Genomic DNA, 14,734 nt, shown 5'->3' on the forward strand with positions numbered 1-14,734 from the left:
CTTCAGTTCAGCAAGGCTATCGGCTGCCGCCTGGGCCACCGTCAAATCCTGATCCGCCACTAGGCGGCCAAGGCCCGCAGCCGCCTCAACGGCGTCGAACTCGGACAGTGCGATCGCCAACTGCAAACGCGCTGTCGCGTCGGGGTCGGCAACTGCGGTCAGGAGATGCGGCAGCACATCCGCGCTCGCCGTCTCGGCAAGATCGATCACGGCAAGCCGTCGCACGGCCGCGTCAGCATCGTTCAGACGCTTGCCGATTTCCTCGATATCGCCAAAATCTTCGAAGGGATCGAAAGCAGTCATGTCAGCGCAACAGATAGGGGATGTTGACGGTTACAGCGCCGGTCGGACAATCCTTCTCGCACGGCATGCAGTACCAGCACTCGTCGAATTTCATATAGGCTTTGCCAGTGAGATCGCTGATGCGCAGGACATCCAGCGGGCAGACATCGACGCAGACCGTGCAGCCCTTGTCGGCGATACATTTTGCCTCGTCCACGACGACGGGAACAGTTGTGGGTGAAAGCGCAAGCGGCATGATTTCCCCCGTCAGGCTTGATTGGAAACGCGCAGACGGTCATAGGCTGTCCGCTCCTCGTTCTCGATCGGAACGATGTAGGCTTGAATTGGCCGCTTCTCAGAAACCAGGCGGCCGTCGACCTTGCGCAGAAGCGTGTGGCAGAACCAGTTGTCGTCATCCTTTTTGGGATAATCGACGCGGTTGTGATAGAGTCCCCAGCGGCTCTCCGTGCGGAACAGCGAGGCATGCGCCGCCATGTCGGCGCAGTCGAGAATGGACGACACTTCGAGCGAACGCATCAACTCATGTGCGTCGCGTGCGACAAGGGCGGTTTCGAGATCATCCCTGACCTCGGCGAGCCGCGCCTGGCCGATCTGCATCCTGGCCGTCACTTTGGGCGGCTGCAGATAGTCGTTGACCAGCCGCCGGGCCTTGTATTCGAGCTGGTTGGGCGGGATGCCGTCCTCGCGCCGCGTCGGCGCCAACACGCGTTTGCGCTCCGCCTTGACGAACTCGCCGTCGAAATCCGGAAGGTCAGTTTCCAGCGCGACTTCGGCGGCGTGCTCGCCGGCGACGGCTCCGTTGGTGAAGGCGCCGAGCATATAGTTGTGGGGCACGCTCGCCATGTCGCCCGCGGCGTAGAGGCCCGGCACCGTGGTCCGGGCGAATTCATCGACGAAAACGCCCGACGCGCTGTGACCTGAACAGAAGCCGATTTCGGAAATGTGCATTTCGATCATCTTTTCGCGGTAATCGGTGCCCCGCGCCTGATGGAACCTGCCGCGCGACGGGCGCTCGACCTTGTGCAGGATCTCTTCGATCTCGCCGACCGTGTCGGCATGAAGGTGGTTGAGCTTCAGGAACACTGGCCCCTTGTCGGACTGTAGTTCGTTATAGAATTCCTGTATCATCTGTCCCGACCAGTAGTCGCTTTCGATGAAGCGATTGCCTTCACTGTTGGCGGTATAGGCACCGAACGGACCGGCAACGTAAGCGCAAGCCGGGCCGTTATAGTCCTTGATCAGCGGATTGATCTGATAGCATTCGAGATTCGCGAGCGCGGCGCCCGCATGGTAGGCCATGGCATAACCGTCCCCGGAATTGGTCGGATTCTCATAGGTTCCGAAGAGATAGCCGGAATGCGGCAATCCGAGCCGGCCCGCCGCGCCCATGCACAGGATCACGGTCTTGGCGCGCAGCACGAGGAATTCAGCCGTGCGCGTGTTCACCGCAATGGCGCCCGCGATCCTGCCGTCGCTGGCAGTCAACAGGCGCGTTGCCATGAAGCGGTTGGAGACCAATATCCTTTCGCGTCTGATCTGCCGGTAGAGCGCCTTCTTGACGGTATCGCCATTCGGCATCGGCAGCACATAGGTTCCCAGATGGTGGACCTTCTTCAGGTCGAAATCGCCATTGGCGTTCTTCTGGAAACGGATGCCGAAACGGTCAAGTTCCTGGATGATATCATAGCAGCGCGAGGCATATTTGAAGACCGGCGCCTGATCGACAATGCCGTCATTGGCGATCGTGATCTCCTTGGTGTATTGCTCGGGCGTCGCATATCCCGGAACGACGGCGTTGTTCAGCCCGTCCATGCCCATGCAGATGGCTCCGGAACGCTTCACATTGGCCTTTTCGAGCAGGACGACATTCAGAGCGGGATTTTTCTGCTTCGCCTTGAGCGCCGCCATCGGTCCGGCCGTGCCGCCGCCGATCACCAGCACATCGCAAGTGACTTCCGACAGCCCTTCGACAAAATCATCCATTCTCGTTCCTCACGCCGCAGAATCGGCGATTTCGCGCAAATAGCTCCAGGGATAGATGCCCCTGTCATGACCGTCGGAGAAAACCAGACGTATGGCATATGAACCGATCGCCTCAGCGCTCGTCACGGTGACGGTCTCGAACGAGTGTTCGTTACCCTCGATGTCCGCCCGCACCTGCTGGGCCGCGCGGCTGCGTGCCCGCAGTATGGATGCCGGGATGAGCGAGACCGCACCGTCATCCCAGGTAACGGACAGAAGGTCGCGCGCGGCAGTGACTTTGAGCTCAAGAGGTATCACGACGTTCCCTGATGGTTCGCCCAATCTTAGGGAACAGCGAAACATGGACACGCAATAAATTGCCTGCCTCCAGCATGCTTGCGCCAGTTGCATCTGCCACGCCGGTCGATTGACGTATGAACGGAGCAGCGTCCACGTCTGCCACGAGAACTCTATCGCTTTGCCTATTCGGCCGACGGCCGGGAGATAAAGCTGTGCCGCTATCTTCCGGAGAGCCGCGCCCGACGCCGGCGGAGGCACGTCAGGCGGCGACATAGCCCGTCCATTCAGCCCGGAAGGCCGCGCTCGTAAATGGCTTCCGCGAGACACCGATCCATTGTCTGTCGTGCATCGAGACCTTCACCAGGTGTCCGCCCATCTCAACTCGACGGCCGCATCATTCTGATTGCGGGTTCGAAGGGCGAGGCTGAATGTGGCATTACGCCCGAGACGACCATCATCTTGCCGGAGATGAATCCGCTGTTTGCTTCGATTGTTCTATGCGCTGCCTATCCAAATGATCGCCTACCATACGGCCGCATGCATGGGTTTAGACGTCGATCAGCCACGCAATCTTGCGAAGTCCGTTACCGAGTAGATTTGGGTAGCCTTTCTCGCACCAGCGACCAAAAGCTGGATGCGGCCACCGGTGGCGCCAAATCGCGGCTTCGGGCCGACCGAGCCTGCTACGTGTCTTCGGATAGCGCTTCCAGGGCCTGGAGATCCTCGGCCAGCCGTACAGGCACATCCATTCGATCATGCAGGATGCTTATGACGCCGATCCGGTCACCGGTTAGCCTCCGAAAGAACACGTAATGCCGGCCGTGGTGGCTGAAATAGGCGTCCAGCTTCAAATCGGCCGAAATCGCCAGGTTGCCGGGGAGCTTTCGCCCGAGGGCAGGTGTTTCGGAAAGGGTCTGCAAGTGCTTGTGAAGGTCGGTGATAAAGCGGATGGCCTGCGCTTCGCCCCATTGCTCAACGGTATCATTCCAGATCACGTCCTGCGCCGCGTCCGCTGGCGGGTAAAACAGGAACCCTGCCATGCTTAGAGGCTTCGGCTTTGGTTGCGCCGAATGACATCCTGGGCCGACACGGCCTTGAATTCGCTTTCGTCAGCCCTCAGGCTCGGTTCCCAAAGGCCCGCGTTCTTGGCCCTCCCGGAGCGGCATGCGGGATATCGGCCACCTGTTCGAGCCAACCGAGTGCAAAAACTTCTTCAAAGCTGCCGGATATGAGGCCAACTGATCTCGACACGTTTTAGGCTACCGAGGGAAACGAGACGGACGGGAGCGCTGAAAGCGGACTTCCGCGATCGCGCGATAAATAATTCCTACCCGACGAATCCGCCACGTGTGGGAGCGTGGCGGACCTGTCGATCCGTCTAGCCGGCCTTGCATCAGTCTCGGATATGATGTGGCGCCGGCCTTCGCGCTCGCCCAAATGCTCTCTTGCTTGCGGCTGTTCTGGCGCCGCCGACTTGGATCCTGCCGATTTGAATCAAAAACGGTTGTGGATATTTCCAAGCCATTGAGAGGCGGGCGGCCATATCCGACGTGGGTTGGGTTACTTGATCGGAGAATTAATTGAACAGCGATTTCGCCGCAGCGCGCGCCCACCTCAACGAGGCCCTCAACCATTTATGCGGACATGATCAAGTCAGCCGGGATTCTCGCTTGGCCATTGACCTGCTCATAGAGGCGGTGATCACCGCCGAGCATTGCAAGCAACCGGCAAAGGTGATCGAGTTCAGGCGCACGAAAAATAACGGACGGGCGTGGCAATCTCAAACGCGCCGAGAACGATAGAGCCAAGCGCCATGAAATGAAGAGCGTATCTTTGATCGATCATTGACGTGTTCACCGGGCGTCCTGCCCGGGTCGACGGATTCCGCTCAGCAACGCAAGAGTGTCGGCACCACAGCTACGGGGCTCTCCGGCGTTAGCGGCGATAATATTTGAGCACCGAGGGCGAATAACGGCTTACCTGTAAGGACGCGACCAGCGCGGTCGTGGGGTCGGTCCTCGGCGACAGGTCTCAATGCCCGAACAGGCGGAAGGGTGCTACCACCACGCCAGGAGAACAGAACCCTGATTTGGGATCAAAGCACTGCTGGGGATCATGCCCCGTTTGGATTTGTTCATCGTGGACATCAGGCAGCTAAGATACTTTGTCGGCGTCGTCGAAGCCGGCAGTTTCACGAAGGCAGCTGCGACCCTCAACGTCGCTCAAAGCGCTCTAAGCCTGCATGTGCGTCAACTGGAGCAAGGATTCGGCACCCAGTTGCTCGTTCGTGATAGGACCGGTGTCAGCGTCACGGCGTCGGGAGAAAAGCTGCTTGAGCGCGCGCGGATCATTCTGAAGGAAATTCAGCTCACTGAGGCGGAACTGACCAACTCGGTGGCTGCTCCTTCCGGAGAGGTGACTATTGGCATTCCGTCAGGAGCCGCTCGCGTCCTTAGCGGTCCCCTGCTTGAATCGGTAAGAAGCGAATTGCCGAGGATTTCGCTTAAGATGATCGAGGGCATGACGGGACCGCTGGAGGAGTGGATGGCTGCTGGCCGCTTCAATCTGGCCGTCCTTTACCGCACTGCCGAGAGCGTCGGGCAAATGACGGTGCTGGCCCGCGAAGAGTTTTGCCTGGTGGTGCCGCCCGGCCAGCCGCCATTCGAAGATTCGATACGGCTCGCCGACCTGCACGCGTTTCCGCTGGCGGTTCCCATGCGCAACAACAATGCCAGGCGTTCGGTGGCTGATGTCGTTGCGCAACACGGTTGTGTGCTGGACGTCAGATTCGAAGTCGACTCCCTTTCCACGATCATCGATATGGTCATGGAAGGAAAGGCGTATTCCATCCTTACCCCGTCGGCCATTCAGAAAGAGGCGTCTCAAGGCCTGGTCCGGACGGTCAAAATCATTGATCCGGTGATCACCCGTTCCGTTGTGCTTGCCGTCAACCCGAAAGATGAGCGCTCTCCAGCCGTCTCCGCGGTCCGCAAGCTGATCCCAAAGGTCGTAAAGACTTTGATCGAGAGCAGGCACTGGTCGGCCACGGCTCCGGACCGGCCTTAGGCAGATGCTTCAAACCAAGTTCCAGGTGCTACCGCTCCTCCGCGACTGCCTGAGCCGCATCAATCTGGAGATGGTTTTGGGCGACATTCGATATTTGACCGCATGCGACTGTCGCGATGAAATTGCGGAGCAGCGAGGCTCGGTTCGGATATCGGCCGTTCTAGTATCTGGCAGGAATATGGATTGATTTCCATCGAGCTGGCACGGTCATCAGGGGATTATGGGGGCTTTCTGGCCATTGAACGGTAACTGAAGGTTGTTCGAAACGAGCCAAGCATCAGTTTACAACGCCGGGCGATCTCGGCTACCTCAACTTGAGGAAGGAACGACCCGCGCGCCGCAAGAAACAAGTATCCCTCGCGGTGCGAATTTCGGCGCGGGCGAACCACCGCGATCAGTGGGGGCAGATTACATCTACGACCGCGATCAATCTTGATTCGAGACCAACCGCTTTGCCGTCGCTCGTTTCGAGCGCGCGGACTAAGCCGGGAGTTCCTTGAGCGGGTTCGCCCACGGCACCCCGAGCGGCTGAAAATGCCGCTCGTTTGCCGTCAGTACCGTGTAGCCTCGCGCTGCCGCCGTGGCGGCTATTGCGATGTCTTCGAAGCCGGGATCATGCGCCCGCGCCCGGTCAATGATCGCGCCGGCGTGGCGGGCCTCCTCGATGCCGAACGGCAGGATGCGGCCAGCATAGAGCTGCTCGACGGCGGCGAGCCAGCGGCGCAGCCGTGCCGCCTTCGTCGTCGCGCCGATCCTGACGGCGCGGGTAATGCCCGCCTCGATTTCCGCGACCGTGACCGTCGACATGTACAGATGGTTATTGTTCTTGTGCAGCCAGTCGGCGAACGGCTGCAAGCCGACTTCCTTTTTCGTCGGCGCGTCGGCCGACACGATATTCGTGTCCAGCAGATACACGGGCTAGAAGCCCTCACGCAAAGCGCGGGCGGGCTTCCGCCTCCGTTCCGGAATGTCGTCGGGGTCGCCCGGGAAGGCTAGCAGGAGGTCTGCAAAGCTGGGCACCTTGGAAACCCTCTCCCATTCTTTGAAAGACACAAGCACGGCCTCCGGCTTGCCGTGGCGGGTGATCACGGAAGGCTCCCCGGCAACGGCCTGGTCGACCACCGCCGACAAGGTGGCCTTCGCGTCCTTCAGCTGAATCTCTCTCATGTCGACGTCTCCATATGACTACCGATGGTCATAGTCCATTTTGTTGACAGGTGCAAGAGATAGGATCGTTGTCCTATCCTTCAATTAACGTCTGGAGTGCTGCCGTGGGCGGAAATCGCCGCAACCCCGGACGATGGAATTTGCCGCCGATTCTGCTCGGCGAGCTCAGTCGTACTCCAGACGTTCCGAGAGCAGCACGACACCTCAAGGCTGCCACAATCACCACGCCGGCGGGGCACTCCCTCCTTGCCGCTCCGCAATCCCGGAAGGGTTGGTCGAAAGTATCTCATCTTACGGCACTACGCTGCCACAAGGCCTCGCCCGACAGGGTTGAGAATGAAGTTGTTGCGATATTTTTCAAACAAACTCTCAACTTGATCGACCCGGAAATAGCGCTCGGCAGCCGTCTTGCTGGTTGGCTTATCCCTGCGCGCGAGGGCGTCGGAAACGTCTCTCGGGATCAGGTAAATTGCCCTGCCATTTGTCACATCTGGCAGAAGGGATAACGATTGCAAGCCAATCGAACTGATCGAAGTCGTCGTAGGTGACGTAGGACGGCCCGTGTTTGAACGTTCGAGATTTTACAGACACCCTTTGCGGGGAATGCCCGACTGGCTGAGCGATGACATCATAGCCAGGCCAGTTGTCAGGAACTTTGAGAGCCGGCACTCCGGCAAGGGTCAGTTCAGCGGCGACCACCATCTCGCAGGCGTCACCCATCTGCTTTGACGTTTACAGTCTCGTTTGCAAGATGATGGAGCCTTCAATGTGCGAGATGTTCTGGATTTCCGGTCGCCCAACCCAACCGAAGGCGTCGGCCACTTTTCAAAACGATGATGATTGGTTGGTCTGGTCGAGCCGACATGCCGAAAAGGCTGGCAAACCGCTCGAAGTCAGCGAACCACATCCGGGAGACGGAGAAGGAATGTACGATCATCGCCGCTTCGTCCGTCTTGAACCGCTTCGCCTCCAACAATGCTGATGAGGTTCGATGCAGCAGTTGGTAGCGCACGTCCGATGGGGGTACGGCGTCTAAACCCAGCAGATCGCGGATTTGAAGCATGCGAAGTCGCTTGCCAACTGAGGGTTCTGCAAACCACTCGCCGACTGTTGGCCCGAATGGTTCCTTGACCTTGCCTTCAATGGTAGCCGCGCATGTCTCTTCGCCAAATCGGATCAAAGCGAAGACATCGCTTTGGCTGTCACGGCCCCCACCGGCCAACGGCACCTTGTGCTCGGGAAACGCAGCCAACAGTTCAGCTGGTTTGTCGAACATGGCGGCGATTTCGGACGGCAGACCCTTCGCCTTTTCCCAGCTGTGCGCGAGCGTTCGAGCCGAATAGCCCATTCGCCAATGCTTGGCGGGATCAGCCAAGAACGCCTGCCAGCTATCCGGCCCTGAGCTGGGAACATAAATTTGCGACATGCCGACAAGCCTCTCGAACTATGCGAGCCATGGCTATCATAATCAGATCATAACTCAGTTGATGTGATTGTTAGAATTGGAAGGTTTGGCTTCACGAAAACGAGGGCTGGAACCATCAAGCTCTTGCGAGCCTGCGGTGAGCAGGCGAATGCGAGCGACTTACATCCAGGCTTCTATGGAAGCGATGGATTTCTCCCAGTCCCTGGCGAGCCTGCGGCACGCCCCAGCCGTGCGAATGTGCGCTCAGCGACCGAGCGGGAGACCGGTAATTTCTCTGGGGTCAAACACGGGTTGTTAGGCTCGTGCATTCCATCATCATCGTTTTGATCGGAGACAAAGCGATGGCGGTGGAATGGACGGTTACGATCGAGGGGAAGAACGAGTTCGGCGACGTTTGTCGCCGGGAAGTCCGGATCGACAAGAGCTGGGAGCGCCTGTACGACGGTGAGATTGGCCTGTCGATCGACGATGGCAAGAAGATCATGGTGGCGCTGCAGAGCGCGGTCGTGAACCATGAGGCGAATACCTATTCCCTCTTTCGTCGTGTCTGCCCCGATTGCCATACGTTTCGGCCGGTCAAGGACTACACGACGCGACGGATCAGAACCGTCTTCGGCACGGTGGACGCAATCCTCGCTGGATGATGTGCCGGGACTGTTACCCCGGCATGGTCGTTGCCTTTGCGCCATTGAAGGAAATCTGTCCCGATCGAGCGACACTGGAGCTGATGGAACTGACGGCGCGGCTAGGAAGTATGCTGCCCTACCGGCAGGCGGCGAAGGTGCTGGCCGATTTCCTGCCCACTGAACCGACTGAGACGCATGCGACCGTGCGCAAGCGTACCATCAGGATCGGCAAGCGGCTCGACGACCAGGTCATGCAGGAAACTTGGCGCGCGAGGTCTCAAACGGATGACCGATGCCAGCTTGAGATGCAGCTTCCCGGAGATCGGCGCAAAGAGTTCGTCATCAGCATTGATACGACGCACGTTCGTGGCGCTGATCAACATTCGGCGCGAAATTTCGAGCTCGTCGTGGCCAGATGCGGCCGCGGGGGACGGGGCGAAAGGGGCGGTCGCTATTTCGTCACCGGCAGCACCGACCAGCAGGCAATCCGCGATCGTGCTCTTCACTCTCTCCAGGAAGTCGGATATCGCGGCTTTGGGGATGTGACGGTGATCTCGGACGGGGCCGAAATCCTAAAGCGGCTGCCCCGTGCCATGCCGAAACCAACGACCCACATCATCGACTGGTTTCATATTGCCATGAAGATCCAGCCCATGCAGCAGATCGCCGATCACATCGTTCGATCCCAATCAGGCCCCTTTGAAGCGCTTCCAACCATCGACAGGGACATCAGAACCGTGAAGTGGCGTCTGTGGCATGGGCGGGTCGGCCGCGCGATCCGCGACCTGGAGCAACTTCTAGCAAGACTGAAGGAAGGCGCGTTCTCGATCGCACGGCTTCACAGCCTCGGGGAGCAGCTCCTGACCTATGTCCGTTCGAACCGCGGCGATCGTCAACTATGGAAAGCGCTACCGGGCTGGGCTTCGCGTCGCCACCACTCTCGCTGAGTCGGCGGTCAACTCAGTCGTCGGGAAACGTATGGTCAAGAAGCAGCAGATGCGCTGGTCGCTTCACGGTGCGCATATGCTCATGCAGGTCCGGGCGGCGGAGATCAATGGCGAACTTCGCAACCGGCTGCGGGCGCCCTTCCGACACCCAGAACTGAACGTGCCTCCAATGTTCAAGCCCAAACCGCCTCTTCTACGCGCCGCCTGAACCCAGAGAAATTACCGGTCTCTGAGAGTTTCTCGAAGCCGACATGCCAGCGCCGATTTGCAGCGAATCAGTGTAATGGACGCCAAGCGTTTGGCGCTTGAGTTCGGAGACTAACGTAGGCCCTGCCTGATAGACGATTGAGATACCAGCGAGCAGCGCCATGCGAAGTCCGATAGGCAAAATGGGTCTTGCAATCGTAGGTCTCGGGAGACCCTGTTCGGCTACAAGCTCATCGAAACCTTGAACGACGGCGCCAAGGATGGTGGAGTGGCGTATCGATGCCTGATGACGGGAGCGCTTTGGGCATCGTCTGATGAGCAGTAACCGGGCGATATCGATTGGCGATACCCCACCGACAGATGCTCCCCGAAGCGACTGATCGATGAGCTCCTCCCCATGGACGGCGTTTGGCCAAAGATCCTCGAACGGCGATGACGTGCTTGCGAGGGCAGATGCCCCCTCCCTCGTCTCTTGCTGCCGTTGTCTGCAAACGGGGCAGGTTATCCGCCAACCCTCGATCCAGCTTCGCTGCACCGCAGTTGCGGCTCCTCGCAATCTGTTTTGCTCGGAGCAGGCGATGCAGCATTGAATGACGCGTGGCGCGACGAGCCGCGCTGCCGATTGCGGGAACCCAGACGTGGTCATTGCCAAGATTGTCGAAGATAGAGAACGAAACAGCCTCGCAATGTGAACGACTTCCTTGAGCGCGGCAGCCGCGACGATCACGCCTGCCAAGCCCGCTATGCGTCGTGTTCCGACCGCATCCACCAATGGTCCCCTAAGCGGCGACTAAGGTCTTCACAGCCTTTATACATCATAAGTCGGCGCTAACGTAGGCCGGAAGCGTCTATGCCAAGACCGGCAAGGACCGGGTGCGTGACACTCAAATGCCAAGCCAACGGCATGGTTCACAGTACTGGGGAAGATCCAAATGCGAAGCCGCTGGACCATTCTTGCTGCTCTGTTTGTCGCCCGTACCGCCTTCGCCCTTTCAGTTTGAGAGCATAGCGGCCGTTGCGCCACAGCTTAGCCAAAGTCTCGGTGCGAGCTTGGCCGATATCGGTATCTTAATCGGGCTCAATTGTTACTAGGCGAGGCGAATGCTCCGGACTTCCAAGCCCTTCTTGCCTTGCCCGCATTCGACAACCACCTTCTGTCCCTCCACCAGCACGCCGAGCCCTGAACGGGTTAGGGTGCTGGCATGAACGAAGACGTCCTTCTCACCGTTGTCAGGAGCAATGAAGCCGAAGCCCTTTTCGGGTTTGTACCACTTGACCGTGCCCCCGCTCTCTGGCTGCGCGCCCGTCTCGAGGCTCGTCTCTCCAGCGACGCGCGTATGCGAGGGAGTTTTCGGGGTCTGATCGCCGATCTCCAGCACCTGCGCGACTTGATGACCTTTCGGACTTTTTTCGATCGTGACCTTCAGAGGCGTCCCCTCGGCAACATCCCGGCATCCGGCCGCCTCTAGCACTCGGACGTGCAGATAGGCCTCCCTGCCGTCCGACAGTTTGACGAAGCCAAATCCCTTGCTGCCTGTGAACCACAATACTTCGGCGTCGACAGGGTGTGCGGTCACCGTCGCTGCGCGCTGAAAGTAGCTTGGCTCGGAGGTCCGTTCCGAAAAGGAAACGGGGTCATCGTCATGGCGATGCCCGCGTGGCTCGCGATGGTCTCGATATTTGCCCATGATTATCTCGACTGGCATGGATGGCGAACTACGTTACCGTCAAGATAATCTCAATCGGGCGACGCGTTTATGTCAATGGCCGTGATGGCCGCAGCTGTGCCCGGCCTATCGGTCGAACCCTTTGAAACTAGATTCATTTCGTCTGAAACAATAGTGCCGGCGAGTCGATTTTGTTGACTCGTACAGGTTGTGCTCGAGTGCATTGATGGCGGCGCGGGCGAACTGGAGGAACGTCGCAATGTCGATCGACGAGCTTTGCAATCGGCGTGGCATAGGCGGTCAGCAGACGAGCGTCGTCCCGCCTTTTTCGAACGAACATCTGGCGGCGTGATCGCGTTGGAGTTAGCAACCGCACTCGATGGACGCCTCCTTCCCCAACGGTACCAATCACGGCTGTCGCATTCGGCACATTTTTGTGCAGCCGCGAAAAGCCGAAAATCGCCACGGCGCGTGGTGTTGACGGGTCGACAATTATCAGACAAAACCAAATTTAATCGGTTCAGCTGCCTACGCGGCAAAGCTCTGCCCAACTACTTCGGGGACCATGGACGATCGCGCAAAAGGCATCAGGAAAGGCAAGGCCGCGGTTGAGGCCAACGACGTCAAAGCCGACCTGATCGCCGTCGTTGTGGCAACGAACGGTGGTGGACCTTGCGTTCTCACCGTTGGACAGGAAGCAGCGCTGCCCTCGGGGCCATTCGAGCTTGCTCATCGTTCGCCGCAGTCGGGTCTCAGGGGATGGGTGGAACAACAGACAGGCCAGCCGCTCGGCTATATCGAACAGCTCTACACCTTCGCCGATCGCGACCGGATCGGCGGCGAACAGCGCGTGATTTCGATCAGCTACCTCGCGCTCACCCATCCAGACAAGGCTGGCGGCTCGGCCGGGCGCCACTGGGGAAGCTGGTACGACTATTTCCCGTGGGAGGATCACCGCTCCGGCACACCCGCGGTCGTGGACGAATTGCGGCTGCGCCTCATCGAATGGGCGGACGGCGCTGACGACGGCGCGACGCGCCTCGACCGGCGACGGCGGGCGGCGATCGCCTTCGGCTTTGACGACCGCCATTGGAACGAGGAACTCACGCTTCAACGCTATGAGCTGCTCTACGAAGCCGCCACGCCATGTCCCATTATGTCGAAAGGCAAAAGCCGCCACGCGTCGTGCTGCTGACGGAATGCTCGATGAGCGACAATGTCGCGCTCCAGCATCCAGAGCTCGAATTCATCCGGCCCTGCAATCTTTGCCCGCACATGAAGCGGATCACGCTCGCCAACATCCGCGAGGCGCTGGAGCAGAACCGCCATGTCGTAACCATCGAGCCGGAGATCGCCGGGCGCGCGCGACTTGCCGTCGAGCGGATGCTCGCCTTATGAGTGCGGATGTCCGCAGCTTCTTTGGCCGGCCCATCATCATTGGCGGCGGCATTGCTGGATTATTGACCGCGCTTCATCTGGCGCCAGAACCCGTGCTTATTTTGTCGAGGACGCCGCTCGGATCTGAAGCATCGAGCGCGTGGGCACAGGGCGGGCTGGCTGCCAGCCTTGGCGATGACGATGATCCGGCGCTGCACCTCGCCGACACGCTCGCTGCCGGCGATGGGCTCTGCGACGCAGACATCGCCAGCCGCATTCTCCATGCGGCTCCTAACGCGATTGAGGCTCTGGAAACCCTTGGGGTCCGCTTCGATCGGCCGCCTGAAGGAGCACTGCGCCTTGGCTTGGAGGCCGCGCACGGCCGCCGGCGCATCGTTCATGCCGGGGGCGACGGCAGCGGACAGGAAATCATGCGCGCGCTGGTCGAAGCCGTGTGTTCCACGCCGTCGATTGTGGTGGTCGAGGGTGTGGAGGCGCGGCGGCTAGCGGTGGAGGACAATACGGTCCGGGGCGTTTGGGCAAGCTGTTCGATGAGTCCTGTGTTCCTGGGTACGGGACGGGTCGTCCTCGCGACCGGCGGGATTGGCGGCCTGTTCCACGAGTCGACAAACCCGCTCGGCAGCTGCGGACAGGGGCTGGCGCTCGCGGCGCGCGCCGGTGCTGTCCTTGCCGACCTGGAATTCATCCAGTTTCATCCGACCGCGCTTGACGGGCCGGATCGCCCGATGCCGCTGATCAGTGAAGCGGTTCGCGGTGAAGGTGCGATCATTGTCGACGAAACAGGCCAGCGCTTTCTACAGGGCGTGCAAGGGGCGGAACTTGCGCCTCGCGATGTCCTGGCGCGCGCCATGTGGAACCACCTTGCGAACGGTCACCGCGTCTTCCTCGACGCGAGGGAAAGGCCTGGGGCGACATTCGCGCGGCAGTTTCCGACGATCGCATCAGCCTGCCGGGGCGCCGGCATCGACCCAGAGCACGACCTCATTCCGATACGGCCGGCCCAGCACTATCACATGGGCGGCATAGCGGTGGATCGGGAGGGACGCTCCTCCATTGCCGGACTGTGGGCTTGCGGCGAGGTCGCCTCGACCGGGCTGCACGGCGCTAACAGGCTTGCCAGCAACTCGCTGACCGAAGCTGTGGTGTGCGCGCGCTGGGTCGCCGAAAGCGTGGCGGGATCTGCGATCGGCGTCAGAACACGATCGACGGCACGCGAAATTCCAGCGCCCGATTCAGTCTCGTTGCGCCCTCTCTTGACACGCACCCTTGGCGTGAAGCGGGATGGCGAGATGTTGCGCGAGGCCGTTCGGACATTGCTTCCGCTGGCCAGACGCCACAATGCGGCGTCCGACCCCGCCGCAGTGGGACTGATGATCGCGGTTGCCGCCTTGCTGCGCCAGGAAAGCCGCGGCGCTCACTACCGCACGGACTTTCCCGATCGTGCCGCCATCGCCCGCCGCTCCAGGCTCAGGCTTGATGAAGCCTTGGCGACAGCCGACGAACTCGCATGTTCGTCAACGCTTGAAGAGGTCGAGCCATGAACCTCTCGCCGCTTCCCGCAATCATGCTCGAGCCCCTGGTGCGGGCAGCGCTTCTGGAAGATCTCGGCCGGGCCGGTGATCTGACGACCGACGCTATCGTTCCGAAGGACCTTCGGGCAACGAC

The 14,734-nt window shown here is 60.0% G+C and carries 12 protein-coding genes and 6 pseudogenes; 8 read left to right on the top strand and 10 right to left on the bottom strand.

Annotation, left to right across the window (positions count from 1 at the left end; all coding sequences use genetic code 11):
- The 4 genes from EN745_RS09235 to EN745_RS09250 form a co-directional block, all read right to left on the bottom strand.
- A partial coding sequence (locus EN745_RS09235; protein ID WP_189362998.1) for a HEAT repeat domain-containing protein occupies window positions 1-303 on the bottom strand: 303 nt, incomplete at its 3' end.
- A 1-nt stretch (window position 304) separates the two neighbouring features.
- Entirely contained in the window at window positions 305-538 is a 234-nt protein-coding gene (locus EN745_RS09240; RefSeq protein WP_031256548.1) for a ferredoxin family protein, read from the bottom strand.
- Window positions 539-549: 11 nt separating this feature from the next.
- The gene (locus tag EN745_RS09245; RefSeq protein WP_127421089.1) at window positions 550-2,286 is read right to left on the bottom strand and encodes a fumarate reductase/succinate dehydrogenase flavoprotein subunit; all 1,737 of its coding nucleotides are present in this window, start codon (window positions 2,284-2,286) and stop codon (window positions 550-552) included.
- Window positions 2,287-2,295: 9 nt separating this feature from the next.
- Entirely contained in the window at window positions 2,296-2,583 is a 288-nt protein-coding gene (locus EN745_RS09250) for a gamma-butyrobetaine hydroxylase-like domain-containing protein (RefSeq protein ID WP_245487672.1), read from the bottom strand.
- A 432-nt stretch (window positions 2,584-3,015) separates the two neighbouring features.
- On the opposite strand from EN745_RS09250, the pseudogene EN745_RS36875 reads away from it, so the two are divergent.
- A pseudogene (locus EN745_RS36875) lies at window positions 3,016-3,160 on the top strand (glutamine--fructose-6-phosphate transaminase (isomerizing)); the annotation flags it as partial.
- Between the two features lie 88 nt (window positions 3,161-3,248).
- Here the strand turns inward: EN745_RS36875 and EN745_RS09260 are convergent.
- Window positions 3,249-3,605, bottom strand: coding sequence for a type II toxin-antitoxin system RelE/ParE family toxin (locus EN745_RS09260; protein ID WP_127421090.1), 357 nt, complete (start codon window positions 3,603-3,605; stop codon window positions 3,249-3,251).
- 540 nt (window positions 3,606-4,145) lie between these two features.
- Between EN745_RS09260 and EN745_RS09270 the strand changes: the two genes are divergently transcribed.
- Both EN745_RS09270 and EN745_RS09275 read left to right on the top strand, forming a co-directional pair.
- Window positions 4,146-4,367, top strand: coding sequence for a hypothetical protein (locus tag EN745_RS09270; RefSeq protein ID WP_127421091.1), 222 nt, complete (start codon window positions 4,146-4,148; stop codon window positions 4,365-4,367).
- 337 nt (window positions 4,368-4,704) lie between these two features.
- On the top strand, window positions 4,705-5,631 hold the full coding sequence (locus EN745_RS09275; RefSeq protein ID WP_127421106.1) for a LysR family transcriptional regulator: 927 nt from the start codon (window positions 4,705-4,707) through the stop codon (window positions 5,629-5,631).
- A 480-nt stretch (window positions 5,632-6,111) separates the two neighbouring features.
- On the opposite strand, the gene EN745_RS09280 is transcribed toward EN745_RS09275, so the two are convergent.
- From EN745_RS09280 to EN745_RS09300, 4 genes and pseudogenes are all read right to left on the bottom strand, one after another.
- A complete protein-coding gene (locus tag EN745_RS09280; protein ID WP_027038690.1) occupies window positions 6,112-6,546 on the bottom strand; it encodes a PIN domain-containing protein in 435 nt (144 codons plus the stop codon).
- A gap of 3 nt (window positions 6,547-6,549) precedes the next feature.
- A complete protein-coding gene (locus EN745_RS09285) occupies window positions 6,550-6,798 on the bottom strand; it encodes a type II toxin-antitoxin system Phd/YefM family antitoxin (RefSeq protein ID WP_127421092.1) in 249 nt (82 codons plus the stop codon).
- A 763-nt stretch (window positions 6,799-7,561) separates the two neighbouring features.
- A complete protein-coding gene (locus tag EN745_RS09295) occupies window positions 7,562-8,224 on the bottom strand; it encodes a hypothetical protein (RefSeq protein WP_127421093.1) in 663 nt (220 codons plus the stop codon).
- A gap of 159 nt (window positions 8,225-8,383) precedes the next feature.
- A pseudogene (locus tag EN745_RS09300) lies at window positions 8,384-8,481 on the bottom strand (IS5/IS1182 family transposase); the annotation flags it as partial.
- An 84-nt stretch (window positions 8,482-8,565) separates the two neighbouring features.
- On the opposite strand from EN745_RS09300, the pseudogene EN745_RS09305 reads away from it, so the two are divergent.
- Window positions 8,566-10,005 (top strand): annotated as a pseudogene (locus EN745_RS09305) (ISKra4 family transposase).
- Window positions 10,006-11,092: 1,087 nt separating this feature from the next.
- On the opposite strand, the gene EN745_RS37460 reads toward EN745_RS09305, so the two are convergent.
- On the bottom strand, window positions 11,093-11,692 hold the full coding sequence (locus EN745_RS37460) for a cold-shock protein (RefSeq protein ID WP_189362999.1): 600 nt from the start codon (window positions 11,690-11,692) through the stop codon (window positions 11,093-11,095).
- Between the two features lie 544 nt (window positions 11,693-12,236).
- Between EN745_RS37460 and EN745_RS09320 the strand changes: the two are divergent.
- The 4 genes and pseudogenes from EN745_RS09320 to EN745_RS36890 all read left to right on the top strand — a co-directional run.
- Window positions 12,237-12,812: pseudogene (locus tag EN745_RS09320) on the top strand (hypothetical protein); the annotation flags it as partial.
- Between the two features lie 5 nt (window positions 12,813-12,817).
- Window positions 12,818-13,069 (top strand): annotated as a pseudogene (gene nadA, locus EN745_RS09325) (quinolinate synthase NadA); the annotation flags it as partial.
- Entirely contained in the window at window positions 13,066-14,610 is a 1,545-nt protein-coding gene (locus EN745_RS09330; RefSeq protein WP_127421095.1) for an L-aspartate oxidase, read from the top strand. The pseudogene nadA and the gene EN745_RS09330, both read left to right, overlap by 4 nt.
- Window positions 14,607-14,734 (top strand): annotated as a pseudogene (locus EN745_RS36890) (nicotinate-nucleotide diphosphorylase (carboxylating)); the annotation flags it as partial. The gene EN745_RS09330 and the pseudogene EN745_RS36890, both read left to right, overlap by 4 nt.

It is taken from the genome of Mesorhizobium sp. M4A.F.Ca.ET.022.05.2.1, assembly GCF_003998845.1.
Taxonomy (GTDB): domain Bacteria; phylum Pseudomonadota; class Alphaproteobacteria; order Rhizobiales; family Rhizobiaceae; genus Mesorhizobium.